28 protein-coding genes are annotated in these 25,619 nt (G+C 56.0%); 17 read left to right on the forward strand and 11 right to left on the reverse strand.

The window, feature by feature from the left end:
- Positions 1–24: 24 nt before the first annotated feature.
- Positions 25–576 carry a TetR/AcrR family transcriptional regulator gene (locus SPG90_RS02665; protein ID WP_045403702.1) on the forward strand — a complete coding sequence of 184 codons (552 nt, stop codon included), beginning with the start codon at positions 25–27 and terminating at the stop codon, positions 574–576.
- A gap of 21 nt (positions 577–597) precedes the next feature.
- Here SPG90_RS02665 and arsC read toward each other — a convergent pair whose 3' ends face one another.
- The 4 genes from arsC to SPG90_RS02685 all read right to left on the reverse strand — a co-directional run bounded on the left by arsC (position 598) and on the right by SPG90_RS02685 (position 4,629).
- Positions 598–1,029: a glutaredoxin-dependent arsenate reductase gene (gene arsC, locus SPG90_RS02670; RefSeq protein ID WP_023310924.1), complete on the reverse strand. Its 432-nt coding sequence runs from the start codon at positions 1,027–1,029 to the stop codon at positions 598–600.
- A gap of 12 nt (positions 1,030–1,041) precedes the next feature.
- On the reverse strand, positions 1,042–2,331 hold the full coding sequence (locus tag SPG90_RS02675; protein WP_045403700.1) for an arsenic transporter: 1,290 nt from the start codon (positions 2,329–2,331) through the stop codon (positions 1,042–1,044).
- Positions 2,332–2,371: 40 nt separating this feature from the next.
- Positions 2,372–2,692, reverse strand: a complete 321-nt coding sequence (locus SPG90_RS02680; protein ID WP_045403696.1) for a metalloregulator ArsR/SmtB family transcription factor — start codon at positions 2,690–2,692, stop codon at positions 2,372–2,374.
- Positions 2,693–2,943: 251 nt separating this feature from the next.
- The gene (locus SPG90_RS02685; RefSeq protein ID WP_023310927.1) at positions 2,944–4,629 is read right to left on the reverse strand and encodes an aspartate:alanine antiporter; all 1,686 of its coding nucleotides are present in this window, start codon (positions 4,627–4,629) and stop codon (positions 2,944–2,946) included.
- Positions 4,630–4,902: 273 nt separating this feature from the next.
- Here SPG90_RS02685 and SPG90_RS02690 point away from each other — a divergent pair, with 273 nt between their 5' ends.
- The gene (locus SPG90_RS02690; RefSeq protein WP_023310928.1) at positions 4,903–5,277 is read left to right on the forward strand and encodes an inner membrane protein YbjM; all 375 of its coding nucleotides are present in this window, start codon (positions 4,903–4,905) and stop codon (positions 5,275–5,277) included.
- 30 nt (positions 5,278–5,307) lie between these two features.
- Here SPG90_RS02690 and SPG90_RS02695 read toward each other — a convergent pair whose 3' ends face one another.
- Entirely contained in the window at positions 5,308–5,577 is a 270-nt protein-coding gene (locus SPG90_RS02695) for a GrxA family glutaredoxin (protein ID WP_006809455.1), read from the reverse strand.
- A gap of 184 nt (positions 5,578–5,761) precedes the next feature.
- On the opposite strand from SPG90_RS02695, the gene nfsA reads away from it, so the two are divergent.
- From nfsA to SPG90_RS02760, 13 genes are all read left to right on the forward strand, one after another.
- On the forward strand, positions 5,762–6,484 hold the full coding sequence (gene nfsA, locus SPG90_RS02700; protein ID WP_045403691.1) for a nitroreductase NfsA: 723 nt from the start codon (positions 5,762–5,764) through the stop codon (positions 6,482–6,484).
- Between the two features lie 69 nt (positions 6,485–6,553).
- Positions 6,554–7,456, forward strand: a complete 903-nt coding sequence (gene rimK, locus SPG90_RS02705; protein ID WP_023310930.1) for a 30S ribosomal protein S6--L-glutamate ligase — start codon at positions 6,554–6,556, stop codon at positions 7,454–7,456.
- Between the two features lie 63 nt (positions 7,457–7,519).
- A complete protein-coding gene (locus SPG90_RS02710; RefSeq protein WP_014169308.1) occupies positions 7,520–7,996 on the forward strand; it encodes a YbjN domain-containing protein in 477 nt (158 codons plus the stop codon).
- Positions 7,997–8,347: 351 nt separating this feature from the next.
- Positions 8,348–9,460 carry a spermidine/putrescine ABC transporter substrate-binding protein PotF gene (potF, locus tag SPG90_RS02715; protein ID WP_045354411.1) on the forward strand — a complete coding sequence of 371 codons (1,113 nt, stop codon included), beginning with the start codon at positions 8,348–8,350 and terminating at the stop codon, positions 9,458–9,460.
- Between the two features lie 143 nt (positions 9,461–9,603).
- Positions 9,604–10,737: a putrescine ABC transporter ATP-binding subunit PotG gene (gene potG, locus SPG90_RS02720; protein WP_023310932.1), complete on the forward strand. Its 1,134-nt coding sequence runs from the start codon at positions 9,604–9,606 to the stop codon at positions 10,735–10,737.
- Positions 10,738–10,747: 10 nt separating this feature from the next.
- Positions 10,748–11,701: a putrescine ABC transporter permease PotH gene (gene potH / locus SPG90_RS02725; protein ID WP_045354414.1), complete on the forward strand. Its 954-nt coding sequence runs from the start codon at positions 10,748–10,750 to the stop codon at positions 11,699–11,701.
- The gene (gene potI, locus SPG90_RS02730; RefSeq protein ID WP_023310934.1) at positions 11,698–12,543 is read left to right on the forward strand and encodes a putrescine ABC transporter permease PotI; all 846 of its coding nucleotides are present in this window, start codon (positions 11,698–11,700) and stop codon (positions 12,541–12,543) included. Before potH ends, potI begins: the two co-directional genes overlap by 4 nt.
- A 65-nt stretch (positions 12,544–12,608) precedes the next feature.
- Positions 12,609–13,082 (forward strand): YbjO family protein, encoded by a 474-nt coding sequence (locus SPG90_RS02735; RefSeq protein ID WP_045403675.1) that lies wholly within the window; start codon positions 12,609–12,611, stop codon positions 13,080–13,082.
- Between the two features lie 40 nt (positions 13,083–13,122).
- The gene (rlmC, locus tag SPG90_RS02740; RefSeq protein WP_248168920.1) at positions 13,123–14,250 is read left to right on the forward strand and encodes a 23S rRNA (uracil(747)-C(5))-methyltransferase RlmC; all 1,128 of its coding nucleotides are present in this window, start codon (positions 13,123–13,125) and stop codon (positions 14,248–14,250) included.
- Positions 14,251–14,322: 72 nt separating this feature from the next.
- Positions 14,323–15,030, forward strand: a complete 708-nt coding sequence (locus SPG90_RS02745) for a response regulator transcription factor (protein ID WP_248200870.1) — start codon at positions 14,323–14,325, stop codon at positions 15,028–15,030.
- Positions 15,014–16,483: a sensor histidine kinase gene (locus SPG90_RS02750; RefSeq protein WP_248200871.1), complete on the forward strand. Its 1,470-nt coding sequence runs from the start codon at positions 15,014–15,016 to the stop codon at positions 16,481–16,483. The genes SPG90_RS02745 and SPG90_RS02750 overlap by 17 nt, the downstream gene beginning before the upstream one ends.
- Positions 16,484–16,544: 61 nt before the next feature.
- Positions 16,545–18,800: a hypothetical protein gene (locus tag SPG90_RS02755; protein ID WP_052135642.1), complete on the forward strand. Its 2,256-nt coding sequence runs from the start codon at positions 16,545–16,547 to the stop codon at positions 18,798–18,800.
- Entirely contained in the window at positions 18,797–19,678 is an 882-nt protein-coding gene (locus SPG90_RS02760; RefSeq protein ID WP_045403668.1) for a formylglycine-generating enzyme family protein, read from the forward strand. The genes SPG90_RS02755 and SPG90_RS02760 overlap by 4 nt, the downstream gene beginning before the upstream one ends.
- Positions 19,679–19,736: 58 nt before the next feature.
- Here SPG90_RS02760 and artJ read toward each other — a convergent pair whose 3' ends face one another.
- From artJ to SPG90_RS02790, 6 genes are all read right to left on the reverse strand, one after another.
- Positions 19,737–20,468 carry an arginine ABC transporter substrate-binding protein ArtJ gene (gene artJ / locus SPG90_RS02765; RefSeq protein ID WP_322407903.1) on the reverse strand — a complete coding sequence of 244 codons (732 nt, stop codon included), beginning with the start codon at positions 20,466–20,468 and terminating at the stop codon, positions 19,737–19,739.
- A 174-nt stretch (positions 20,469–20,642) separates the two neighbouring features.
- Positions 20,643–21,311: an arginine ABC transporter permease ArtM gene (gene artM, locus SPG90_RS02770; RefSeq protein ID WP_023310940.1), complete on the reverse strand. Its 669-nt coding sequence runs from the start codon at positions 21,309–21,311 to the stop codon at positions 20,643–20,645.
- Positions 21,311–22,027, reverse strand: a complete 717-nt coding sequence (gene artQ, locus SPG90_RS02775) for an arginine ABC transporter permease ArtQ (protein WP_025756069.1) — start codon at positions 22,025–22,027, stop codon at positions 21,311–21,313. Before artQ ends, artM begins: the two co-directional genes overlap by 1 nt.
- Before the next feature lie 6 nt (positions 22,028–22,033).
- Positions 22,034–22,765 (reverse strand): arginine ABC transporter substrate-binding protein ArtI, encoded by a 732-nt coding sequence (artI, locus tag SPG90_RS02780; protein ID WP_063408075.1) that lies wholly within the window; start codon positions 22,763–22,765, stop codon positions 22,034–22,036.
- Positions 22,766–22,784: 19 nt separating this feature from the next.
- Positions 22,785–23,513 carry an arginine ABC transporter ATP-binding protein ArtP gene (gene artP / locus SPG90_RS02785; protein ID WP_023310942.1) on the reverse strand — a complete coding sequence of 243 codons (729 nt, stop codon included), beginning with the start codon at positions 23,511–23,513 and terminating at the stop codon, positions 22,785–22,787.
- A gap of 226 nt (positions 23,514–23,739) precedes the next feature.
- Positions 23,740–24,258 (reverse strand): lipoprotein, encoded by a 519-nt coding sequence (locus tag SPG90_RS02790; RefSeq protein ID WP_045403666.1) that lies wholly within the window; start codon positions 24,256–24,258, stop codon positions 23,740–23,742.
- 98 nt (positions 24,259–24,356) lie between these two features.
- Here SPG90_RS02790 and SPG90_RS02795 point away from each other — a divergent pair, with 98 nt between their 5' ends.
- Together SPG90_RS02795 and SPG90_RS02800 are read left to right on the forward strand one after the other, a co-directional pair.
- Positions 24,357–24,680, forward strand: a complete 324-nt coding sequence (locus SPG90_RS02795) for a heavy metal-binding domain-containing protein (protein WP_023310944.1) — start codon at positions 24,357–24,359, stop codon at positions 24,678–24,680.
- Positions 24,677–25,507, forward strand: a complete 831-nt coding sequence (locus SPG90_RS02800) for an N-acetylmuramoyl-L-alanine amidase (protein WP_248200873.1) — start codon at positions 24,677–24,679, stop codon at positions 25,505–25,507. Before SPG90_RS02795 ends, SPG90_RS02800 begins: the two co-directional genes overlap by 4 nt.
- The last annotated feature ends 112 nt before the right edge of the window (positions 25,508–25,619 follow it).

Here is a 25,619-nt window from a genome sequence, read left to right on the forward strand (position 1 = left end):
GTACACAAACCACGTGAGGAATTTATGAGCAGACCACCGAACGATCCGCATCGCCGGGAGAAGATCCTGCAGGCAACGCTCGATACCATCGCCGAACACGGCATTCACGCCGTCACGCACCGTAAAATCGCCACCTGCGCGGGCGTGCCGCTGGGGTCGATGACCTACTATTTCGACGGCATGGAGCCGCTGCTGGAGGAGGCCTTCACGTGGTTTACCCGGCTGATGTCGCAGCAGTATCGGGATTTCTTTGCGGGCGTCACCGGGCCGGAAATGGCGTGCGAAGCCATCACCACGCTGATCCACAGCTCGCAGGTGACCACGCCGCACAACATGGCGCTGATGTATCAGCTCTATGCCTTTATGCACCGCAGCGCGGCGCTCAAAACGGTGATGCAGGACTGGATGAAGATGAGCCAGACCACGCTGGAGCAGTGGTTCGACCCGGTGACCACCCGCGCGCTGGACGCGTTTATTGAAGGGATGACGCTGCACTACGTGACCGACCGGGCGCCGTTAACCCGCGAAGAGATCCGGGCGATGGTGGGGAGAATTGCGGGCGAGGGGAATCCTTAGGTAACACTCGCCCTGCCAGTTTTACCTGTGTTCGATTTTTTTCCCGCTGGCGTCCACCACCGCTTCGCCATCCTCTTTCGTAAACGCCCCTTTCTGCGCATCCGGCAGGATGTCGAGGACGACTTCAGACGGGCGGCACAGGCGGGTGCCCAGCGGCGTCACCACGATCGGACGGTTAATCAGGATCGGGTGTTGCAGCATAAAATCAATAAGCTGGTCGTCGGTGAAGTTATCTTCAGCAAGGCCGAGCTGTTCATAGGGCTCCACGTTTTTACGCAGCAGATCTCGCACTGAAATGCCCATCTCGGCAATCAGAGCGGTCAGCGTATCGCGCGACGGCGGGGTTTCCAGATAGAGGATAATCTCTGGCTCGGTGCCGCTGTTGCGGATCATCTCCAGCGTGTTGCGCGAGGTTCCGCAGGCCGGGTTGTGATAAATGGTGATGTGGCTCATATCAGTGGCTCATTACAGTGTGAAGGATAGACGTAGCGCCAGCGCGGCGAGCGTCACAAACAGGACCGGCAGCGTCATAATGATGCCCGTCCGGAAATAGTAGCCCCAGGTGATCGTCATGTTCTTCTGCGCCAGCACGTGGAGCCAGAGCAGGGTGGCGAGGCTGCCGATAGGCGTGATTTTCGGCCCCAGATCGCAGCCAATCACGTTGGCGTAAATCATCGCTTCCTTAATCAATCCTGTCGCCGTACTGCCCTCGATGGAGAGCGCGCCAATCAGCACCGTGGGCATATTGTTCATTATGGATGAGAGAAACGCAGTGATGAACCCGGTTCCCAGCGTGGTGGCCCACAGACCGTGTCCGGCCAGGCTATCCAGTACGCCTGAGAGATATTCCGTCAGCCCGGCATTGCGCAGGCCATACACCACCAGATACATACCCAGCGAGAAGATGACGATTTGCCACGGTGCGCCGCGCAGCACTTTTCCGGTGTTTATCGCATGTCCGCGTTTTGCGACGGCGAATAAAATCAGCGCGCCGACGGTCGCAATGGCGCTGACAGGAATGCCGAGCGGTTCAAGCACGAAGAAGCCGACGAGAAGTAGCAGCAGCACAATCCAGCCCGTTCTGAACGTGGGGAGATCGTGAATGGCCCGAGTGGGCTCGCGGAGTTTTGCCAGGTCATATTTCGGGGGGATTTCCTTGCGAAAGAACAGATGCAGCATGACCAGCGTTGCGGCAATCGCGGCGATATCTACCGGGATCATCACCGAGGCGTATTCGCTGAACCCCAGCTTAAAGAAGTCTGCCGACACGATGTTGACCAGGTTGGACACAATCAGCGGCAGGCTGGCGGTATCGGCGATGAAGCCCGCCGCCATCACAAACGCCAGCGTGGCCTGCTTGCTGAACCCCAGCGCGAGCAGCATGGCGATGACGATAGGCGTCAGGATCAGCGCCGCGCCGTCATTGGCAAACAGCGCCGCCACGGCTGCACCCAGCAGCACGATATAAGTAAACAGCAATCGCCCGCGACCGTTCCCCCAGCGGGCGACGTGCAGCGCCGCCCACTCGAAAAAGCCGGACTCGTCCAGCAGCAGGCTGATGATAATGACGGCAATGAACGTCGCCGTAGCGTTCCAGACGATATTCCACACCACAGGTATATCGTTAATGTGAATCACGCCGCTGGCCAGCGCCAGCACGGCACCGATGGTCGCGCTCCAGCCGATACTGAGTCCCCTGGGCTGCCAGATGACCAGTACCAATGTGAATAAAAAAATCGCTCCTGCCAGAAACATCGCTTACTCCGTTATATCTGTTTTTGTGAATGTATTGTTATCAACACGAGCCTGAAAGTCGGTTTTTCAGCTTCATGCGCGTCTCTTCCCGCAGGCAGTTCCAGCTGTTGTCGATAACGACTGCCGCCCACGCAGGCATGTTGGGAGAGAGACGGTAATGGACCCATTTCCCTTCACGGCGATCGATAACCAGCCCGGACTCGCGCAGCAGCGCCATGTGGCGGGAGACCTTAGGCTGCGACTCGGCGGTCGCGGCGCAGAGATCGCAGACGCACAGTTCGCCCGCTTCACGGAGCAGCATGACGATGGCGAGCCGCGTTTCGTCGGAGAGGGTTTTGAAGAGCTGGAGCGGGTGGAGCATGGGATTTCCTGCAGGTGTGATTTTATATATGTTTAATCATATGTGTTTTCGTGGCAAGAGAGAAGAAAAGAATAGAGGAAGGTGAATTTCAGGCAACAAAAAACCCATCAACCTTGAACCAAAACGGCGGGGTTGATGGGCTCCACAAATTGGGGACATCAAAGAAAAGCAGTGGCACTAGTTATGACTGCCCCCTGATAAAAAAGTTCTGCGCGTAACGAAAATATTTTCCCCGCGCGCAAACTTAGGAGTTATCCGAGTCCAGGCCAGATGATAACGATCAGCGTACCCGCCAGCGTCAGCAGCACGTTAGCGATAGCATATGTGCCCGCATAGCCTAGCGCCGGGATGTTGCTGCGTGCGGTATCGCTGATGATTTCCATGGCTGGCGCACAGGTACGCGCGCCCATCATTGCCCCAAAGAGCAGGGCGCGGTTCATGCGCAGCACGTAGGCGCCGAACAGGAAGCAGATAATGACCGGCACCAGGCTGACGATCAGTCCGGACACCAGCATCTGCCAGCCGACGGCGCCCAGGCTGTGGCCGATACCGCTTCCCGCGCTTAAGCCCACGCCCGCCATAAAGACCATCAGACCGAACTCTTTCACCATGTTCAGTGCGCCCTGCGGAATGTAGCCGAAGGTTGGGTGGTTGGCTCGCAGGAAGCCCAGCATGATCCCGGCAAACAGCAGCCCGGCGGCGTTACCGATGCCGAAGCTAAAGTTGCTGAACTGGAAGGTAATCATTCCGATCATCAGGCCAACGATAAAGAAGGCGCAGAAGGCCAGCAGGTCGGTGACCTGGCTGTGGATGGAGATAAAGCCGATGCGGTCGGCAACGGTTTTCACGCGTCGTGCGTCGCCGCTAACCTGCAGTACGTCGCCTTTGTTGAGCACGACGTTGTCGTCGATCGGCATCTCTATCTGGCTGCGGATCACGCGGTTGAGGAAGCAGCCGTGGTCGGTCAGCTTCAGCTGGGCCAGTCGGCGGCCCACGGCGTTATGGTTTTTCACCACTATCTCTTCGGTGACGATACGCATGTCGAGCAGGTCTCGGTCGAACACCTCTTTGCCGTTACGGAAGCTCGGGTCGAGACGGGCGTGGGCGTCCGGGTAACCCACCAGCGCGATGTCGTCGCCCATCTGCAGCACCGCGTCGCCGTCCGGGTTCGCCAGAATGCCGTTACGGCGTATACGTTCGATATAGCAACCCGTCTGGCGGTAAATCCCCAGCTCGCGCAGGTTTTTGCCGTCAGCCCATGCCACCAGCTCTGGCCCGACGCGATAGGCGCGGATTACCGGGAGATAGACTTTACGTTTGGAATCGGTATCGAGACCGCGCTCGCGCGCGATTTGCTGGGCGCTGGTCTGCAGATCCTGGTGCTGTAATTTTGGCAGGTAGCGCGCGCCGACAATCAGGCTCACCAGACCAATCAGATAGGTCAGGGCATAGCCCAGGCTCAGGTGATCGAGCGCGGTAGAGAGCTGCGCGCCGGCCATGCCGGAATGGCGAAGGGTATCACCGGCACCCACCAGCACGGGGGTGGAGGTCATAGAGCCTGCCAGCATACCGGCCGTTAACCCGATATCCCAGCCAAACAGTTTACCCAGCCCTAACGCGATCAGCAGCGCGCTGCCGACCATCACCAGCGCCAGCATCAGATAATTTTTGCCGTCGCGGAAGAAAATTGAAAAAAAGTTCGGTCCTGCTTCCACGCCAACACAAAAAATAAACAGCATAAAGCCTAAGTTGAGCGCGTCCGTGTTAATGCTGAAGTGCTGCTGGCCTAATAATAAGGAAACCACTAAAACGCCAATGGAATTACCAAGTTGAACTGAACCCAGGCGCAATTTACCCAGGCAAAGGCCCAGCGCCAGTACCACAAATAATAACAGGATGTAATTCCCATTTAACAAGTCTGCGACGTTTATATTCACGGAGGCTAACTTCTTGTTTACCAGTAAGTTGTTGAATGAAAGGACTATTTGGGCTACTGTTTTCTGGGCCAGGGAACGCGTTCAACCCTCCCTGTTACCTAATTTATTCCCTAAAACATTAGCTGGCCGATAGTTTAATCGTATTAGCTACTGACAGCTACCTATTATCGCATCACCCTGTGCGTACTTTGGCAAGGATTGCCGCACTGCTTTATCTGACTGGGCGTCTACCCGACGAAGGTGTATTTGATAGAGATAAGTCAGGAGGATAGTTTGAACATTAAACGAAACTGGGCGGGGGTGATCAGCTGCTTTTTGCTGTTTACCGTCGTGTGCATGTCGCTCGCTTTTAATGTGAAAGGGGCATTCAGGGCTGCCGGACATCCGGAGCTGGGACTGCTCTTTTTTACCCTGCCGGGAGCGGCTGCCAGTTTTCTTTCCCGTAAAGGGGAGGTGGTCAAGCCGCTTATTGGCGCAATGCTGGCGGCACCGCTGTGTCTGCTGCTGATGCGCATGCTGTATGTATCAACGCGAAGTTTCTGGCAGGAGCTGGCGTGGTTGCTGAGCGGCGTCTTCTGGTGCGCCCTCGGCGCGCTGTGCTATTTGTTTGTGTGCAGTCTGATTAAGCATCGACGGCACCATAATTAAAAACGCCCTCAGGGTGAGGGCGTCTTCGCATTACTGAGCGGCAAACAGGCCCAGATGCTCTTTGGCGTAAGCTTCAAAGTCAGTGCAACCGCCGATGTGTTTCTGATCGAGGAAGATCTGCGGTACGGTTTCAACCGGCTTGCCGACGGTTTTTTCAAGATCCGCTTTGGTGATGCCTTCCGCGTGGATATCCACGTAGCGGAAGTTGAAGTCATCGCGCTCTTCGGTCAGTTTCTCAGCCAGCTCTTTCGCGCGCACACAGTAAGGGCACCCTGGACGACCAAAAATTACTGCAAACATTTCTCTCTCCTCAAAAAACAAGCCTGACGGCGAATAGGACATATAGTGCCCGATAACCTGCCGCCATTAAAGAAGGTTTCGCCTGTCGCTTTGATACAGTAAGGCTATGTTTCGCCAATTACACCGCGCAAATCATTGCCTATACTGGCTGCCATACGGTTTAAGCAAGACAAAGAGAGACAAGATGACGCCAACCATAGACCTGCTCACATCCCACCGTTCCATCCGCCACTTCACCGACGAGCCGATTACCGAGGCGCAGCGCGAAGCGATTATTAACAGCGCCAGGGCGACCTCCAGCTCCAGCTTCCTGCAGTGCAGCTCGATTATCCGCATCACCGATCCGGCCATGCGTGAACAGTTGGTCACGCTGACCGGCGGGCAGAAGCATGTGGCCCAGGCCGCGGAGTTCTGGGTGTTCTGCGCCGACTTTAACCGCCACCTGCAGATCTGCCCTGAGGCAGAGCTGGGGCTGGCCGAACAGCTGCTGCTGGGCGTGGTGGATACCGCACTGATGGCGCAAAACGCCTTTACGGCGGCGGAGTCGCTGGGTTTGGGCGGTGTCTACATCGGTGGCCTGCGTAACAACATTGAAAGCGTGACCGAGCTGCTGAAGCTGCCAAAACACGTTCTGCCGCTGTTCGGCCTGTGCCTCGGCTGGCCTGCGGATAACCCGGATCTGAAGCCGCGCATTCCTGCCGCCATGCTGGTGCACGAAAACCACTACCAGCCGGTCGATCAGGACGTCCTGAATCAATATGATGAAGAACTGGCGAACTACTACCTGACGCGCGGCAGCAATAACCGTCGCGATACCTGGACTGACCATATTCGTCGCACCATCATTAAAGAAAACCGCCCGTTTATTCTTGATTACCTGCACAAACAGGGCTGGGCGACGCGATAGTCCATTCCGCCTGCGCCTGCCTGCGTATATGATATGCAGGCTTTTTCCATGTCTTCAGAGAGGTGCAGGGTGAAAATTGCCATATTGTCCCGGGATGGAACGCTCTATTCATGTAAGCGCCTGCGAGACGCGGCGGCGAAACGCGGGCATCAGGTTGAGATCCTCGACCCGATGTCCTGCTATATGAACATTGACCCGGCCGCCTCGTCGATTCACTACAAAGGCCGCAAGCTGCCGCACTTTGATGCCGTGATCCCGCGCATCGGCTCCCAGATAACCTATTACGGCACCGCCGCGCTGCGCCAGTTCGAGATGCTGGGCAGCTATCCGCTCAACGAATCCGTCGCCATTTCCCGCGCCCGCGACAAGCTGCGCTCGCTGCAGCTCCTCGCCCGTCAGGGGATCGATCTCCCCGTCACGGGGATTGCCCATTCACCGGACGACACCAGCGATCTGATCGACATGGTGGGCGGCGCGCCTTTGGTGATTAAGCTGGTGGAAGGTACGCAGGGCATTGGCGTGGTGCTGGCGGAAACGCGTCAGGCGGCGGAGAGCGTGATTGACGCCTTTAGGGGCCTCAATGCGCACATCCTGGTGCAGGAGTACATCGAAGAGGCTAAAGGGCGCGATATTCGCTGCTTCGTGGTCGGCAATGAGGTGGTGGCGGCCATTGAGCGCCAGGCGAAAGAGGGCGATTTCCGCTCTAACCTTCACCGGGGCGGCATTGCAAGAATCGCGGATATCAGCGATCGCGAACGGGAAATTGCCGTGAAAGCGGCGCAAACCCTGGGGCTGGACGTGGCGGGCGTAGACCTTCTGCGGGCGACGCGCGGGCCGCTGGTCATGGAGGTGAACGCCTCGCCGGGGCTGGAAGGCGTGGAAAAAACCACAGGAGTCGATATTGCGGGTAAAATGATCGCATGGATCGAGCGTCATGCCACGCCGGGCTACTGTCTGAAAACGGGCGGTTAAATGGTATTGAACGCACTTTTTGCGTACCCTATGCACAGATTATATTGAAGAGGCTGCACAGCGATGGATTTACAGGTCGTACCAACACTGGATACGTTACGTCAATGGCTTGATGATGCCGGAATTACGTTCTTCGAATGCGATTCCTGCCAGGCGCTGCATCTGCCTCATATGCAGAATTTCGACGGCATTTTCGATGCCAAAATCGATCTCATTAACGACGTCATCCTTTTCTCGGCGCTGGCCGAAGTGAAGCCGTCCGCGCTACTGGCGCTGGCCTCCGACCTGTCAGCGATCAACGCCAGTTCTTTGACGGTGAAAGCATTTCTCGACATACAGGATGATAATCTGCCAAAACTGGTCGTTTGCCAGTCTTTATTCTCCGGTGCCGGGCTGTCGTTCAAGCAGTTCTCCTGGTTTATGCGCTTGAGCGAAGAGCAAATTTCCATGGTCATGATGGAAGCCAATGCACACCATCTGCTGTATAGCGCGGAAGATGATGCAGAGAATAATGATGCATCTCCCAATTTTCTTCACTAAGCCTGTCTGACTTTTGCGCAGTCGCTGCCATAGCGGCTGCAGAAGGCCATTTTTTCTGCTGCTTTTAACCTTTCTTTAAAGAGTTTTTCACCTCCCTGAAGGCCGTTTCGGCTTATCACGTAGACTTAACCTGCATAAAAAATTGATAAAAGGCGTTTTTTCGTCTGGGCTATAGCCGGAGACACGGGCTACAGTTATTCTTGCGATGCTTAAAAAAGCGAGCGGAAGCTGCCGGGTAAAGAGGTTTCTTTTTATTTTGGGCAGAGCGACAAACTATGCATGATTATTGCATATCTTCAGATTGCACAGTTTTAGTTCGTTTGTTAACGAGCTTTCAGAAGGAATAAAGATATGATCGCCTTGAATAAAAAATGGTTATCGGGTCTGGTTGCGGGTGCTCTGATGGCCGTCTCTGCCGGCTCGCTCGCTGCGGAACAAAAAACGCTGCACGTTTACAACTGGTCTGACTATATTGCGCCGGACACTGTGGCGAATTTTGAAAAAGAGACCGGCATTAAAGTGGTCTACGACGTATTCGATTCCAACGAAGTGCTGGAAGGAAAACTGATGGCGGGCAGCACCGGGTTTGATCTCGTGGTGCCTTCTGCAAGCTTCCTGGAGCGTCAGCTGACGGCAGGCGTCTTCCAGCCTCTGGACAAGAGCAAGTTACCGAACTGGAAAAACCTCGATCCGGAAGTGCTGAAGCTGGTGGCGAAGCATGACCCGGACAACAAATACGCGATGCCTTACCTGTGGGCGACCACCGGTATCGGCTACAACGTGGATAAAGTCAAAGCGGTGCTGGGCCCGGACGTCAAGCTGGACAGCTGGGACGTGGTGCTGAAGCCAGAAAACCTTGAGAAGCTGAAAAGCTGCGGCGTCTCCTTCCTCGATGCGCCGGAAGAGATTTTCGCGACCGTGCTGAACTACCTGGGCAAAGACCCGAACAGCAGTAAAGCCGATGATTACACCGGCCCGGCGACCGATCTGCTGCTGAAGCTGCGTCCAAACATTCGTTACTTCCACTCGTCTCAGTACATTAACGATCTGGCTAACGGCGACATCTGCGTCGCGATCGGCTGGGCTGGAGACGTGTGGCAGGCGGCTAACCGCGCGAAAGAGGCGAAAAACGGCGTGAACGTCTCTTACTTCATTCCGAAAGAGGGGGCGCTGGCCTTCTTTGACGTCTTCGCGATGCCGGCTGATGCGAAGAACAAGGACGAAGCGTATCAGTTCCTCAACTACCTGATGCGTCCTGAGGTGATCGCCCACATCAGTGACCACGTTTACTACGCGAACGGTAACAAGGCCTCCCTGCCGCTGGTGAGCGAAGAAATCCGTAATAACCCGGCTATCTATCCGCCAGCGGATGTGTTCGCCAAGCTCTTCACCCTGAAAGTTCAGGATCCAAAAATTGACCGCGTGCGTACCCGCGCGTGGACAAAGGTGAAAAGCGGTAAATAACGGCGTTGGGTATTGTTGCCCGGTGGCGCTATCGCTTACCGGGCCTTTACAACCCGTAGGCCGGGCAAGCGTTAGCGCCGCCCGGCGATGCGCACCCTGACGGTGCGTTTGCACCAGTACTGATCTATGCCGGAGAACACCCCGTGAATGACGCGATCCCCCGCCCGCAGGCGAAAGTCCGTAAAGCGCTGACCCCGCTTCTTGAAATTCGTAACCTCACCAAATCTTTCGATGGTCAGCATGCCGTGGATGACGTCAGCCTGACTATCTATAAAGGCGAAATTTTTGCCCTTCTGGGGGCTTCTGGCTGCGGTAAATCGACCCTGCTGCGTATGCTGGCCGGTTTTGAACAGCCCACCGCCGGGCAAATCATGCTCGATGGCGTGGACCTCTCCAGCGTGCCGCCGTATCAGCGCCCGATTAACATGATGTTCCAGTCCTACGCGCTGTTCCCGCACATGACGGTGGAGCAGAACATCGCCTTTGGCCTGAAGCAGGACAAGCTGCCGAAGGCCGAAATTAACGCGCGCGTGGCCGAAATGCTGAGTCTGGTGCACATGCAGGAGTTCGCGAAGCGCAAACCGCACCAGCTCTCCGGTGGCCAGCGCCAGCGCGTGGCCCTGGCCCGCAGTCTGGCAAAACGCCCGAAACTGCTGCTGCTCGATGAGCCGATGGGCGCGCTGGATAAAAAACTGCGCGACCGTATGCAGCTCGAAGTGGTGGATATCCTGGAGCGCGTGGGGGTGACCTGCGTGATGGTCACCCACGACCAGGAAGAGGCGATGACCATGGCCGGACGCATCGCGATCATGAACCGCGGGAAGTTCGTGCAGATCGGCGAGCCGGAAGAGATTTATGAGCACCCGACGACCCGCTACAGCGCGGAGTTTATCGGCTCGGTCAACGTTTTCGAAGGGCTGCTGAAAGATCGTCAGGAGGATGGCCTGGTCATCGAATCGCCGGGGCTGCAGCATCCGCTTAAGGTCGATCCTGACAACTCGGTGGTGGATAACGTGCCGGTCTACGTCGCGCTGCGTCCGGAGAAAATCATGCTCTGCGAGGATCCGCCTGCCGATGGCTATAACTTTGCCGTGGGCGAAGTGGTGCACATTGCCTATCTGGGCGACCTGTCCATCTACCACGTGCGGCTGAAAAGCGGGCAGATGCTCAGCGCGCAGCTACAGAACGAACATCGCTACCGCAAGGGGCAGCCGACCTGGGGTGACGAAGTGCGCCTGTGCTGGGACGCTGACAGTTGCGTCGTGCTGACGGTATAAGGAGCGGCAAATGAGTGCACTTGAACCTCCAGCCCGCGCAGAAAAGCCGGGCGGCCTTGCCCAGTGGCTGACGCGCATGCAGATGAAACACGGCCGCAAGCTGGTGATCGCCATGCCGTACGTGTGGCTGATCCTTCTGTTCCTGCTGCCGTTCCTGATTGTTTTCAAGATAAGCCTGGCGGAAATGGCGCGGGCGATCCCGCCCTATACCAACCTGCTGGACTGGGCCGACGGGCAGCTTACGCTGACGCTTAACCTCGGCAACTTCCTGCAGCTCACCGACGACCCGCTCTATTTCGAAGCCTATCTGCAGTCGCTGCAGGTGGCGGCGATCTCGACGCTCTGCTGTCTGGTGATGGGCTACCCGCTGGCGTGGGCGGTGGCGCACAGCAAACCGTCGACGCGTAACATCCTGCTGCTGCTGGTTATCCTGCCGTCGTGGACCTCGTTCCTGATCCGCGTTTATGCCTGGATGGGGATCCTGAAAAACAACGGCGTGCTGAATAACTTTCTCATGTGGCTTGGGGTTATCGATCAGCCGCTGACGATCCTGCACACCAACCTCGCGGTCTATATCGGCATTGTGTACGCCTATCTGCCGTTTATGGTGCTGCCGATCTATACGGCCCTGACGCGCATTGATTATTCGCTGGTGGAAGCGTCGCTCGATCTCGGCGCCCGCCCGTTAAAAACCTTCTTCAGCGTCATTGTCCCGCTGACCAAAGGCGGCATTATCGCCGGGTCAATGCTGGTCTTTATCCCGGCGGTCGGGGAGTTTGTGATCCCGGAACTGCTCGGCGGCCCGGACAGCATCATGATTGGCCGCGTGCTGTGGCAGGAGTTCTTCAATAACCGCGACTGGCCGGTGGCCTCGGCGGTGGCGATCGTGATGCTACTGCTGCTGATCGTGCCGATCATGTGGTTCCACAAGCATCAGCAGAAACAGATGGGAGATCACGGATGAACAACTTACCGGTAGTGCGCTCCCCGTGGCGAATAGCGATCCTGGTTATTGGCTTTACCTTCCTGTATGCGCCGATGCTGATGCTGGTGATCTACTCGTTCAACAGCTCTAAGCTGGTAACGGTCTGGGCGGGCTGGTCGACGCGCTGGTACAGCGAGCTGTTCCACGACGATGCGATGATGAGCGCGGTGGGGCTGAGCCTGACGATTGCCGCCCTGGCGGCGACAATGGCGTCGGTGCTGGGCACGATCGCCGCGCTGGTGATGGTGCGCTTCGGGCGTTTTCGCGGTTCAAACGGGTTCGCCTTTATGATCACCGCGCCGCTGGTTATGCCGGACGTGATCACCGGACTCGCGCTGCTGCTGCTGTTCGTGGCCCTGGCGCACGCCATCGGCTGGCCGGCGGATCGCGGCATGCTCACCATCTGGCTGGCGCACGTCACCTTCTGTACGGCCTACGTGGCGGTAGTGATCTCCTCGCGCCTGCGCGAGCTGGATCGCTCCATTGAAGAGGCGGCGATGGATCTTGGCGCGACGCCGCTGAAGGTCTTTTTCATCATTACCCTGCCGATGATTATGCCGGCGGTGATCTCCGGCTGGCTGCTGGCGTTTACGCTGTCGCTGGACGATCTGGTTATCGCCAGCTTTGTCTCCGGACCGGGCGCGACGACGCTGCCGATGCTGGTCTTCTCCAGCGTGCGCATGGGGGTCAACCCGGAGATTAACGCTCTGGCTTCCATCATCCTCGGCGTGGTCGGAATTGTCGGATTTATCGCCTGGTATTTGATGGCGCGCGCGGAAAAGCAGCGCGTGCGCGATATCCAGCGTGCAAGACGCGGCTGAAGGATTTAAAATTTCCAGTGAAGTGCCGCGCATGACGCGGCACTGTTTTTCAGGGAAGTAAAACATTGGGATTATTAAAAAAATCACGTACTACGCACGCGCGTCCTAACGTACCTGCTCTGGTTCAGGTGGCGGCGCTCGCCATTATTATGATCCGCTGCCTGGACGTGCTGATGATTCTGAACACCCTGGGCGTGCGCGGCATCGGTGAATTCATTCACCGCAGCGTGCAGACGTGGAATCTGACGCTGGTCTTTTTGAGCAGCCTGGTGCTGGTGTTTATCGAGATCTACTGCGCGTTTTCGCTGGTCAAAGGGCGCAGCTGGGCGCGCTGGGTCTATCTGCTGACGCAAATTACCGCCGCCAGCTATCTGTGGGCCGCCTCTCTGGGATACGGCTACCCGGAGCTGTTCAGCATTGCCGGGGAATCCAAGCGCGAGATCCTGCGCGCGCTGTTTATGCAAAAACTTCCGGATATGCTGGTGCTCTGTCTACTCTTCGTTCCGGCCTCAAGCCGGCGGTTCTTCCGCCTGCAATAATGTGTATAATCGCAGCCCTCGTGATTCTTAAGGTTTTCATATGCAGTGCGCACTCTATGACGCCGGACGCTGCCGCTCCTGTCAGTGGATAGAACAGCCGGTTTCTCAACAACTCACCGCCAAAATGGCCGACCTGCAACAGCTGCTGGCAGCACACGCGGTGGGCGAGTGGTGCGCACCCGTCAGCGGCCCGGAGCTTGGCTTTCGTAATAAAGCCAAAATGGTGGTCAGCGGCAGTGTTGAAAAACCGCTGCTGGGGATGCTGCACCGCGACGGCACGCCGGAAGACCTGACCAGCTGCCCGCTGTATCCCGCCTCCTTTGAGCCCGTATTTTCCGCCCTGAAACCATTTATTGCGCGCGCGGGGTTAACGCCCTACAGCGTTGCCCGCAGGCGCGGCGAGCTGAAATACCTTCTGCTGACGGAAAGCCAACTCGACGGCGGCATGATGCTGCGCTTCGTGCTGCGTTCGGAAGCCAAGCTTGAGCAGCTGCGCGCGGCGCTGCCGTGGCTGCAGGAACAGCTGCCGCAGCTGAAGGTGATTACGGCGAATATTCAGCCGGTGCATATGGCGATCATGGAAGGGGAGAAAGAGATTTTCTTCACCGACCAGCACGCGCTGGCCGAAAGCTTCAACGGCGTGCCGCTGTGGATCCGCCCGCAAAGCTTCTTCCAGACTAACCCAACCGTGGCTAGCAGCCTGTACGCCACCGCCCGCGACTGGGTACGTGCGTTAAACATCCATCATATGTGGGATCTCTTCTGCGGCGTGGGCGGCTTTGGCCTGCACTGCGCCACGCCCGAGATGCAGCTCACCGGAATAGAGATTTCTGCAGAAGCGATTGCCTGCGCGAAACAGTCTGCCGCCGGGCTGGGGTTAACGAATCTGCACTTCCAGGCGCTGGACTCCACGCAGTTTGCGACCAGCCAGGGCAACGTGCCGGAGCTGGTGCTGGTCAACCCGCCGCGCCGCGGCATCGGCAAGGCGCTGTGCGACTACCTGAGCCAGATGGCGCCCGAGTACATCGTCTATTCCAGCTGTAACGCCCAGACCATGGCGAAAGACATTGCTAGCCTGCCGGGCTACCGCATTGAACGCGTTCAGCTTTTCGATATGTTCCCGCATACCGCGCATTATGAAGTGTTGACGCTGCTCGTGAAATCTTAAACAAAATGTGAACTCTTCCCCCGCTCGAAATCAGGTAAGCTTACGTCATAAGAAATGATTGAAGGCTTACCCATGAAGCAGATCCTGCTGGTGGAAGACGACCATGATATCGCGGCGCTTCTGCGACTCAATTTAGAAGACGAAGGCCATGCCATCACCCACGAGCCCGACGGGGGCAAGGCCTTACTGCGTCTTGAAAAACAGCCGTGGGATGCGGTGATCCTCGACCTGATGCTGCCCAGCGTTGACGGTCTGGAGATTTGCCGCCGTATCCGTCAGATGACGCGCTACCTGCCGGTGATCATCATCAGCGCCCGCAGCAGCGAGACCGACCGCATTACCGGGCTGGAAACCGGCGCCGATGATTATCTGGCTAAGCCGTTCTCGGTGCAGGAACTCATTGCGCGCATCAAAGCGCTGTTCCGCCGCCAGCAGGCGATGGGGCAGGTGCAAACCGACGGTCAAATTCAGGCCCACGGTCTGACCATCGATCCGCTGGCGCGCAGCGTGCTGCTTCACGGCCAGGTGGTGGATCTCACTCCGCGTGAATTCGAGCTGCTCTACTTCTTTGCCCGTCATCCTGGCGAGGTCTTTTCGCGTCTGGCGCTGCTGGAGCAGGTCTGGGGCTATCAGCACGAAGGCTATGAGCATACCGTTAACACCCATATCAACCGCCTGCGCATCAAGATTGAGAAGGACGCCGCCGAGCCGGAGATTATTCGCACCGTCTGGGGCAAGGGCTATAAATTTGCGGAGCCAAATCATGATGCGCCGCTTTAGCCTGAGTCAGCGTCTGACGCTGCTGTTCATCCTGCTGATGATGCTCTGCGCCACCGTCGCCTGCGCTGTACAGCTCTACACCAGTACTCAGTACGGTAACGCGATGGTGCAGCGGCTGTCGGGCGGGCTGGCGCAGCAGATAGTCCAGCGTGAACCGATTCTGGACGCGCAGGGCAGGGTCGACCGAAGGGCTCTCAAGCCGCTGTTCGATCGGCTGATGACCTTTAATCCGAGCGTTGAGCTGTATGTTGTCTCCCCGGACGGCGATATCCTGGCCGATGCCGCACCGCCGGGCCACATTCAGCGACAAAAAATCGATCTGGCCCCGGTTCAGACCTTCCTGAGCGGTACCGCCATACCGATCCTGGGCGACGATCCTCGCAGTCAAAATAAAAAGGTCTTTAGCGCCACGCCGCTGCGGCAGGACGGCGAGCTTAAGGGCTACCTGTACATTATTTTGCAGGGCGAGGAGTCAAACGCCCTGGCGGAAATGGCCTGGCATAAGGCGCTGTGGAGCACGGTGCTGTGGTCATTGCTGTGGGTCGCGCTGTTTGGCCTGCTGGCAGGTTTACTGATCTGGTACTGGGTCACGCGCCCGGTAAAACAGCTGACGGTGGAGCTCGCCGGGCTGGAGCAGGACAGCATCAGCGCTATCAGACAGCTGGCGGCGCAGCCATCGGACGCGGCGGCAAAGGATGAAGTGGCGATCCTGCGCAACAGCTTTATCGAGCTGGCGCGCAAAATCACCCGCCAGTGGGACCAGCTGGCCGACAGCGATCGCCAGCGCCGGGAGTTTATCGCTAACATTTCGCACGATCTCCGTACGCCGCTGACCTCGCTGCTGGGCTATCTGGAAACCCTGTCGCTAAAAGCCGCCACGCTGACGCCGCAGGAGCACCAGCAGTATCTCGCCACCGCGCTGCGTCAGGGACAAAAAGTCCGTCATCTTTCGCAGCAGCTGTTCGAGCTGGCGCGCCTTGAGCACGGCGGCATTAAGCCGCAGCGCGAGCGTTTCGCGATGGGGGAGCTGATTTCCGACGTGGCGCAGAAGTTTGAGCTCACCGCCCGCACACGAGAAGTGAATCTGCATATTGACGTGCCGGGACCGCTGCCGCTGATTAACGCCGACGTGTCGATGATCGAACGCGTGGTGACCAACCTGCTCGATAACGCGATGCGCCATACGCCATCTGGTGGGGAAATTCGTCTGGCGGTCTGGCAGGAGAATGAACGGCTTCAGGTCGAAGTGGCTGACAGCGGAACGGGCGTGGACTCCTCGCTGCGCGACGATCTGTTCCAGCGGCCGTCGGCATTGAATACCCAGGCATCGCGGGAGAATCGCGGCGGGTTGGGGCTGTTAATCGTTAAACGTATGCTGGAGCTGCACGGCGGCGGAATAAAGCTGATGGAGGCACAAAAGGGAGCGATTTTTCGTTTTTATGTACCGCTTTGAGATGGTGTTCGTTGGAAGTATGATAGAGGAGAATAACCGCTCAAACTAAAAGGATTTAGTGATGACTGTAAAAGTCATACCCTGGGATGGATGCTACAGCGTGATGACACGCCCAGGCGGGGTCTGCAAAGAAGTCGTTGTCCCCTCTTATCCCCGTCTTTATTTTCATCCCGACAGTGAAACCCTTTTGGCAGTTGACCAATGCGACTGGAACGAACTTGAGCAGGAAAGTAACCGACTCACTCACTGCCTGGCGCAGAGAGCGGATGCGTTACAGCGTATTGAGCAACTCCAGAAAGACGTCACTACTCTGGGCTGGGTCGATGTACCAGAGCGTAATCGCTTTCAGAATCTGTTGAAGGATGAGTATCGACATCTTGATGAAGCCTGTCAGACCTTACGGGCCGAACTTGCAGCATTGACCCCTACAGAAAACCTCCCTGCCGCAACATTACTGGATGAAAATAGCAAAAAGAACGCACTTGGGCTGATGGAACTTATAGACGTAATGGGTGGGAAAAACGGAACCAAATATGTCTACGTCCGCTCAAATAAAATTCGTAGCCACTGGCGCCGATACAGATTGAACAGCGCGGAAAAGAAAAGCGGCGGTAAGAGCTTTTTAAGGGCGGTTGAATATACCGACAAAGATGGCCAGAACCATACCCGCCATGAAATCGACCCGGAAAAGCTAAAAGGACAACTAGCAAAACTGAAGCCGTCAATGAAAGCGTGGGAAGTGAAACTGCTCGATGATAACTCTGGCGTCTGGAGCGTATGGGCACAAGAATTTAACCGAAGCCTGAAACATTCACCTTATGAAGGTTCTGGCATGGCATTTGATGCACAGGCTCAGCTATTACGTTGGGCGTATGGCGCGAGCATGAAGGGGTTATTGAATCCGTTCGAAATTGATATCCGCACCGGACAATACAAGCCAAAAGCAGAGCTGCACGGTAAGACCAGCTTTTACGCCAACCTTGCGCTTGCAGAGGCAAAAAGCAGCGGCAGGCTTCACCTTCCGGGTAATGTCGGCGTAAAAATTTGCTATCCGTTAGATCCGGCGAAAATTCCCGGTGGAGGAATGGGGATACTCGGTACATTCCGTTTTGATATTGAGCTGACATTGTCGGGGAGCGTTGGGGCAAGTCTGGGTATAGAGGCGGGGGTCAATATTACTGGCGATCGGGCAAAAGGGTTGCCTGTAAAAGCTATGCCGGATGAGGGTTACGGATTTTGGCGGCAGATAGACGTTACTAAAGAAGGGCATATGCCCTTAGGCGGTGGGGCGGAGCTAGGCGTATTTGTCGGGGCAGAAGCTGGGGCGAATGTGTCTGGTGCACTGGTCTGGCTCAATCCTGATCACGACGAAAAATACAGTACGTTGGCGAAGGTTGGGGTGGGGGTGGCTGCTCAGGCTGGTGGCGGTCTTAGCGGGCAGCTTAAGTTCAGATGGCAAGATGGTAAGGTGCGTATAGAGGTTGGCGGCGGGTTGTGCTGGGGGACGGGGGGGAAAGGCTCGATGAGCTTTGAGGTTGACGGTCCCGCAATCATGTCTGAGTTTATGCCCTGCCTGACCTATATGCTGCGAAATGCGGATTATATCCGGCTGATGCAGATTATGATGGCGGACGATTATTATGCTTTCTGCGCCATTCCGTTACTAGTGGGGATGTATGGGATCAATCGTGTGATTGATGCTGGGGGAAATATAGCCGCTGAACTTAAAAAAAGTTGGGATAAAAAAGAATCCCGCGTGGCGCTGATGACTAACATACTGAATACAAAAGGAGATTGTTTAAAGTTTACTCCGCCGGAGAGCAAAGGCGCAGCCATTGCTGCACTGATTGATACAAACCTTTGGGATAATGTCGCCAGTCCAGTGAGTCATGAAGAGACGACCTGTGAGGGCGGAGCTGTTTTTAGCGCTCGTAAACGAGCCATTATTTATGCTCTTCGCTGGGTACAGTCGCAGCGAGAATATGAAAATGTAATGCAGCATCTTTCAAAAATGCCTGGAGAGGAAAAAAGTAACTGGCGTATTAATGAACAAAGGGTCATTGCTTTTCTGGCACAAGGTGAGACACCCAAAACCTATGGTTTTGCTGGTTCGTTGGTCCCCGCAGCGCGGAACATCACGATTGAACCCAGCCATTATGCCGATAATCTGAGAAACCTTTACCTCCACCTGCCAGAAGCCCCCGCTATCCCTCCAGGGCACATCAATATGTCTACCTTACCATTAAGAGAAGTGCTGCCGACGTATCTCCATAGCTGTACGCGGCTGATTTACTCCATGCATGGAGATACAGCATGACGTATACAGGCTATGGTGTGACAGGATTACTGATTACTCTGGTGCTGACTGGCTGCCGGGATGATCAAAAAATGAAGACTGAGCAGACAGATCTGGTTAACAGGGCGCTGGAAAATATGGTCACAGTGAAAGGTGGCCGTTTTCAGATGGGTGATTTTGGTGCTCTCATTGGTGAGAAACTGCCGTTCAGTGCAGATGCTGACAATAAACCGCTTCACTGGGTGACATTGTCTGATTTCCGTATCAGTAAGTACCGGGTGACGTGGGGAGAATTTAACCGCTGGCTGGAGATCCAGGGGCGGGAGCCGAACGATTATTTTCGGAAGACGGCCAATGATAGCGATTCAGATTATGCCTCACTGAAAATTGCGCTTGGCTATAATTATCCAGCATCGGCTAACTGGCAGGATGCGCAGGCCTACTGCCGGTGGCTGGGTCAAGTCAGCAAGCGTCACACCGACCTGCCAACGGAAGCGCAGTGGGAGTACGCAGCACGCAGCCGAGGTCAGTTCCTGATTTTTGGCAACAGTGATAACTGGTATCACTACGAAAATGACATCAAACGTAACATCGCCCCCTCTACGGAAAACCGTCCGGTAGGAAATTATGCCCCGAATCCGCTCGGTTTATATGATATTCAGGGAAATGGGGCTGACTGGGTCAAAGATTGGTATGCGGCGGATTATTACAGTCATTCTCCTGAGCAAGATCCTCAGGGGCCAGAGAAAGGTGATAAACGGGTTATCCGGGGACTACCCAGAGATGCCGGAGAGGGTTACACCATTACCAGAGGAAGTATGAGACCTGAAACCGTTCAGGGGCCTCCCTCGCGCTCAATAGGTTTTCGCTGTGTTGAAAACAGCCTGTTAGCGAATTAAAAAGGCTACGCCTCTGGCATAGCCTTTTATAGGTGATTGTTAACTCAGCATTCTGAGATTACTGCGGGAACCACTGCTCGCTGATTTTCTGATACGTACCGTCCGCTTTAATCGCTTTCAGCGCGCCGTTCAGTTTTTCCAGCAGGGCCTTGTTATCCGGACGTACCGCGATGCCCAGACCCGTACCGAAGTACTGCGGATCGGTCACTTTCTCGGTTGCGGTGCCCAGCTGCGGATTGATTTTCAGCCATTCGTTCACCACGGCGGTATCGCCGAACACGCCGTCGATGCGGCCATTTTTCAGGTCGATAATCGCGTTCTGATAGCTGTCATAGGCTACGGTTTTCACTTCCGGATGCTTGTCCTGGAGGTATTTCTGGTGAGTGGTGCCGTTTTCCATCCCGATGCGTTTGCCTTTCAGCTGATCGAAAGAGGTATAGGCGCCTTTCTTCGCAATCACGACCGCCGAGTTGGCGTAGTACGGGTCGGTAAACGCAACCTGCTTGCTGCGCTCAGGCGTGATGTCCATTCCGGAGATCACCGCGTCGTATTTTTTAAATTTCAGCGACGGGATCAGGCTGTCGAAGGCATGGTTGGTAAAGGTGCAGTCGGCCTGCATTTGTTTGCACAGCGCTTTCGCCAGATCGATATCGAAACCCACGATCTGGTTGCTGGCATCCAGCGATTCAAACGGCGGATAGGTGGCGGACACGCCAAAATTGATTTTATCAGCTGCGGATGCGCCAGCGGCGAAGGTGGCGAGTAATGCGGCCAGAACTAACTTTTTCATTGTAATGCTCCCGTCTGTCTTATTTATGCGCCGTGTCTGCGGCATGGATGTACAATGCCATTTAATGAATTTATATGCAATAAAAATGATTAAGTATTGTTTGTGTGGTAAAAAAAAAGCGGATAACCCATCAGGTTACCCGCTTCATGCATACAGTTTTATGCACTCGCGTAGTTAATTTCTGCGCTCAAACGCCAGCGCTTTACGCTCGATCAGGCGCATCATCAGCGTCAACAGGCCGTTAACCACCAGATAGACCACGCCTGCCGCACCGAACACCATCACGTCATAGGTGCGTCCATACAGCAGCTGTCCGTGACCCATCACCTCCATCAGGGTGATGGTGTAGGCCAGGGAGGTACTCTTGAACACCAGCACCACTTCGTTGGAGTAGGAGGAGAGCGCGCGCTTAAAGGCGTACGGCAGCAGGATCGCCAGCGTGTCTTTCTTGCTCATGCCCAGCGCTCCGCAGGACTGCCACTGGCCTTCCGGGATGGCGCGGATCGCGCCGTAGAACAGCTGGGTGGTATAGGCCGCACTGTTAAGCGAAAGGGCAATCAGGGCACACAGCCACGGTTCAGAGAGCAGATGCCAGATAACCGGATATTCCTGCAGCGACGGGAACTGGCCCGGGCCGTAGTAAATCAGGAAGATCTGCACCAGCAGCGGCGTACCGGTAAACAGGGTGATGTAGCCGCGCACAATCCACACCAGCACCGGCGTTTTCAGCGTCAGGATGATGGTGAAGATAAGGGCCAGGATCAGCGCCACGATAATGGACGCCACGGTCAGCGTCAGGCTGGTATGCAGCCCTTTCATCAACTCGGGGAAATATTCAAGCATCAGCCTGGTCTCCGTTCAAAGCGCGTCGCACGCAGGTCAATACGCTTGAGGATGTACTGACTGAGCAACGTGATCACCAGGTAGATTGCCGCCGCCACAATGTACCAGGTAAACGGCTCCTGGGTACGGGTGGCGATGCTTTTGGTTTGCAGCATCAGATCGTTAACGCTGATCAGGCTCACCAGCGCGGTATCTTTCAGCAGCACCAGCCACTGGTTGCCGAGGCCCGGCAGGGCATGACGCCACATCTGCGGCATCACCAGACGGAAGAAGATGGCGGATTTTGACAACCCTAACGCCTGACCCGACTCCCACTGTCCCTGCGGCACGGCCTTCAGCGCACCGCGCAGGGTTTGCGACGCGTACGCGGAGTAGAGCAGGGAGAGGGCAATCACGCCGCACAGGAACGGGCTGACGTCGAAGTTTTCAATCTGCATCTGCACCGGGATCTGCGCAAAGCCGAGATTAAGGGTGAAGCCGTCCGACAGCGTGAGCAGCAGCTGTGAGGAACCGAAATAGATAAACAGGACCACCAGAATTTCCGGTAGCCCACGCAGCACGGTGACCAGCGCGGAGCCTGTCCAGGCGACGGGGAACCATTTCGCGGATTCCCACACCGCAAAGAACATCGCCAGCACGAGGCCGATAATCAGTGCGCAAACGGCAAGGCCGACGGTCATCCCGGCGGCGCTTGCTAAAGGAAAAATTTCATTCATCAGGAATTACTTCTGGAACCATTTTTTGTAGATGGTTTCGTAGGTGCCGTCTTTCTTCACTTTTTCCAGCGCAGCGTTGAATTTCTGCTGCAGCTCAGTGTTGCCCTGACGAACGGCAATCCCCAGACCGGTACCGAAGTAATCCTTATCGGTCACTTTGTCGCCCACTGGCGCCAGCTTGTCGTTGGCTTTCAGCCATTCGGTCACGACAGCGGTATCGCCAAATACGCCATCGATACGGCCATTTTGCAGATCCAGCTTCGCGTTCTGGTAGCTGTCATACGGAACGGTGGTGATTTCCGGATGTTTATCCATGATGAATTTCTGGTGCGTGGTGCCGTTCTGCACACCGACTTTTTTGCCTTTCAGCTGATCGACAGAGGCGAATTTGCCTTTCTGACCGATGAACAGGGCAGAGTTGTCGTAGTAAGGGGTGGTAAACAGCACCTGCTTTTCACGCTCCGGGGTGATGTCCATACCGGCCATCACGGCGTCGATACGGCGGAACTTCAGGCTTGGGATCAGGCTGTCGAACGCCTGGTTGCTGAAGGTACAGGTCGCGTCGATCTCTTTACACAGGGCGTTAGCCAGGTCCACGTCGAAGCCAACAATTTTGTTGTTCGCATCAATCGACTCAAACGGAGGGTAAGAGGCTTCCGTGGCGAAACGAATGGTCTGGGCTGCGGTAGCAGAAAGGGTAACGCCAGCAAGCAGCACGGCAAGTAATACTTTTTTCATTATATTTCCCCTGACACAATCAATGAGATAAATAGTTTTTGAAGGCATCGGTTTGCGGGTTCGCGAAGCAGCTCGCATCACCTTGCTCAACGATATACCCGTTTTCCATGTAGACCACACGGCTGGCGGTTTTACGCGCCACTTCCACTTCGTGGGTGACGATAACCTGCGTAATATTGGTTTCCGCCAGCTCGCGAATGATGCTGACGATCTGAGCGGTAATTTCCGGGTCCAGCGCCGCGGTTGGCTCATCAAACAGCAGTACCGCAGGCTCCATCATCAGCGCGCGGGCAATGGCTACGCGCTGCTGCTGACCACCGGAAAGGTGCAGCGGGTAGCGGTCGCTGTAGGGCTTAAGGCGCAGACGATCCAGCAGCTTTTCAGCGCGCGCGATCGCCTGATCCTTACTTAATCCCAGCACGCGGCACGGCGCTTCAATCAGGTTTTGCAGGACGGTCAGATGCGGCCAGAGATTGTATTGCTGGAAGACCATGCCGACGTTTTGACGCAGTTCGCGAATCGCTTTATCAGACGGCGTTTTCGCGAAATCAAAATGGTTACCGGCAATTGCCAGCGTACCTGAACGGGGCATTTCAAGCAGATTAAGGACGCGCAGAAGGGAGCTTTTGCCTGCACCGCTTGGGCCAAGCAAAACCAGCGTTTCGCCTTCCGGGCAGTTCAGCGTGATGTCAAACAGCGCCTGGTGTGCGCCGTAGAAGCAGTTAATGCCGTTTAGTTTAATACTCATCGGGGCAGTCTTTACTCATCCAGGCAATCTATAGCAATTGAGGCCGCAGATAGTACCGTTGACAGAATAGTTATGCAATATTTATGCGTTAAAAGTTAAATATAACCCGCGTTTCCTCTTAAACATAGCACAAAATAGCGAACGGTAAGGTCGGCGAGTATAAATGTCGGCATTCCGCATGAAATGCCGCACATTTTACGGGGGTTACCAGGTTATATCGGCGGGTTTAGCGATTCTCAATCGACTGTCGAAGCGTGCCTGCCGGGGCATGAACGCTACCGCCAACGTAGCGCACGTCGTCTACCGCCCAGCACTGTCCTTCACGGATCATCAGTACTTCATCCTGCCAGGTTTGGGTTCCCTGCGTCAGCTTCACGCGCAGCGGAATATTGCGGGCATCGGTGTTCGGGATGGTTGACGCGCTGGCTACTTCAGCGCTGTCCGGCAGCGTGGTACGGCTGGAGAACGGATCGGATTTCAGCAATGTGTTGTGCTGAGGATCGCGGGTGGCGTCGTTAAGCAATTTTGCCAGACCGTCGCTCAGATACGGGCGCAGGCCGGTGAGATCGTTGCTGCGGTGCTGGATGCGATAATCATAGAACTGCTGCGCCACGGCGTCCGGGCCGCCCTCAATGCAGGGGCCGCTGCGGGTACCGATATCCTTAAAGGCTGGCGTGACCGTGGTGGTACAGGCGCTGAGCACCAGCGCGCAGGGCACCAAAAGTGTTAAAGCAGAATAGCGCATGTTGATTTCCTTATTTATTAACTATCCTTTCAATCATAGCGTAACGAACCGATAATGCTGTGCCTAAGGCATTGAACGCTAAAGTAAGGAGAGAAACCATGCAGTTTTCAACAACCCCAACCCTGGAAGGGCAGACAATAACCGAGTACTGCGGTGTGGTTACCGGCGAAGCCATTCTCGGCGCCAATATCTTCCGCGACTTTTTTGCCGGTATCCGCGACATCGTTGGCGGCCGCTCGGGCGCATATGAAAAAGAGCTGCGCAAAGCGCGTGAAATCGCCTTTAAAGAGCTCGGCGAGCAGGCGGAAGCCCTCGGTGCGGACGCGGTCGTGGGGATTGATATCGACTACGAAACGGTCGGAAAAGATGCCAGCATGCTGATGGTGAGCGTAAGCGGTACGGCGGTGAAAACCCTCCGATGACGCGTTCGCTTGCCACGCTCCTGCTGGCTCTGCTGCTGGCAGGATGCGTCACGGAAAAAGGGATTTTCGACAAAGGCGCCTACGAGCTGGACACGCGCCATCAGGCGCAGGCGGCTTACCCGCGCATCAAGGTGCTGGTGATCCACTACACCGCGGATGACTTTGACAGCTCGCTGGTCACGCTGACGGATAAGAACGTCAGCTCTCACTATTTGATCCCGGCTAAACCCCCTGCTCCGGACGGTAAGCCGCGCATCTGGCAGCTGGTGCCCGAAAGCGAACTGGCCTGGCATGCGGGCATCAGCTTCTGGCGCGGCACTAACCGCATCAACGATACGTCTGTCGGCATTGAGCTGGAGAACCGCGGCTGGAAAAAAACGTCGGGCGTTAAGCACTTTACCCCTTTTGAGCCAGCGCAGATTGCGGCGTTGGTGCCGCTCGCCAGAGACATTATTACCCGCTACAACATCAGACCTGAAAACGTGGTGGCCCATTCGGACATCGCCCCGCAGCGCAAAGACGATCCCGGCCCGCAGTTCCCCTGGCGTCAGCTGGCGCTGCAGGGGATTGGCGCATGGCCTGACCCGGTGCGGGTGGCGTTTTACCTGAACGGCAAGCCGCGAGATGAGCTTGTGGAGCCGAAGGTGCTGCTCGATCTGCTGGCGCGCTACGGCTATGAGGTGACCGACAACATGACGAACGCACAGCAGAAGCGCGTGATCGTCGCGTTTCAGATGCATTTTCGCCCGGCGCGCTGGGACGGCGTGGCCGATCGCGAAACGCTGGCTATCGCGGAGGCGCTGTTAGAGCGCTACGGGCAGGGGTAATCCCTCGGGTTACCCGACTCCACCTTTACACGGTCTTCTTTTGGACTGATTTTTTAATCACATTCACCGCGTTGATGTTTTATAGTTTCCTCAGTCGAAATTACTCGCAAAC

Origin of the sequence: Enterobacter sp. D2 (assembly GCF_034427575.1) — a bacterium.
In the GTDB taxonomy this organism is placed as follows: Bacteria; Pseudomonadota; Gammaproteobacteria; order Enterobacterales; family Enterobacteriaceae; genus Enterobacter; species Enterobacter cloacae_M.

Coding starts and splice junctions, on each gene's coding strand:
- SPG90_RS02665 (WP_045403702.1), top strand. CDS start 25: ATGAGCAGACCACCGAACGATCCGCATCGCCGGGAGAAGATCCTGCAG.
- arsC (WP_023310924.1), bottom strand. CDS start 1,029: ATGAGCCACATCACCATTTATCACAACCCGGCCTGCGGAACCTCGCGC.
- SPG90_RS02675 (WP_045403700.1), bottom strand. CDS start 2,331: ATGTTTCTGGCAGGAGCGATTTTTTTATTCACATTGGTACTGGTCATC.
- SPG90_RS02680 (WP_045403696.1), bottom strand. CDS start 2,692: ATGCTCCACCCGCTCCAGCTCTTCAAAACCCTCTCCGACGAAACGCGG.
- SPG90_RS02695 (WP_006809455.1), bottom strand. CDS start 5,577: ATGTTTGCAGTAATTTTTGGTCGTCCAGGGTGCCCTTACTGTGTGCGC.
- nfsA (WP_045403691.1), top strand. CDS start 5,762: ATGACGCCAACCATAGACCTGCTCACATCCCACCGTTCCATCCGCCAC.
- SPG90_RS02710 (WP_014169308.1), top strand. CDS start 7,520: ATGGATTTACAGGTCGTACCAACACTGGATACGTTACGTCAATGGCTT.
- potF (WP_045354411.1), top strand. CDS start 8,348: ATGATCGCCTTGAATAAAAAATGGTTATCGGGTCTGGTTGCGGGTGCT.
- potH (WP_045354414.1), top strand. CDS start 10,748: ATGAGTGCACTTGAACCTCCAGCCCGCGCAGAAAAGCCGGGCGGCCTT.
- potI (WP_023310934.1), top strand. CDS start 11,698: ATGAACAACTTACCGGTAGTGCGCTCCCCGTGGCGAATAGCGATCCTG.
- rlmC (WP_248168920.1), top strand. CDS start 13,123: ATGCAGTGCGCACTCTATGACGCCGGACGCTGCCGCTCCTGTCAGTGG.
- SPG90_RS02745 (WP_248200870.1), top strand. CDS start 14,323: ATGAAGCAGATCCTGCTGGTGGAAGACGACCATGATATCGCGGCGCTT.
- SPG90_RS02750 (WP_248200871.1), top strand. CDS start 15,014: ATGATGCGCCGCTTTAGCCTGAGTCAGCGTCTGACGCTGCTGTTCATC.
- SPG90_RS02755 (WP_052135642.1), top strand. CDS start 16,545: ATGACTGTAAAAGTCATACCCTGGGATGGATGCTACAGCGTGATGACA.
- SPG90_RS02760 (WP_045403668.1), top strand. CDS start 18,797: ATGACGTATACAGGCTATGGTGTGACAGGATTACTGATTACTCTGGTG.
- artJ (WP_322407903.1), bottom strand. CDS start 20,468: ATGAAAAAGTTAGTTCTGGCCGCATTACTCGCCACCTTCGCCGCTGGC.
- artM (WP_023310940.1), bottom strand. CDS start 21,311: ATGCTTGAATATTTCCCCGAGTTGATGAAAGGGCTGCATACCAGCCTG.
- artQ (WP_025756069.1), bottom strand. CDS start 22,027: ATGAATGAAATTTTTCCTTTAGCAAGCGCCGCCGGGATGACCGTCGGC.
- artI (WP_063408075.1), bottom strand. CDS start 22,765: ATGAAAAAAGTATTACTTGCCGTGCTGCTTGCTGGCGTTACCCTTTCT.
- artP (WP_023310942.1), bottom strand. CDS start 23,513: ATGAGTATTAAACTAAACGGCATTAACTGCTTCTACGGCGCACACCAG.
- SPG90_RS02790 (WP_045403666.1), bottom strand. CDS start 24,258: ATGCGCTATTCTGCTTTAACACTTTTGGTGCCCTGCGCGCTGGTGCTC.
- SPG90_RS02795 (WP_023310944.1), top strand. CDS start 24,357: ATGCAGTTTTCAACAACCCCAACCCTGGAAGGGCAGACAATAACCGAG.
- SPG90_RS02800 (WP_248200873.1), top strand. CDS start 24,677: ATGACGCGTTCGCTTGCCACGCTCCTGCTGGCTCTGCTGCTGGCAGGA.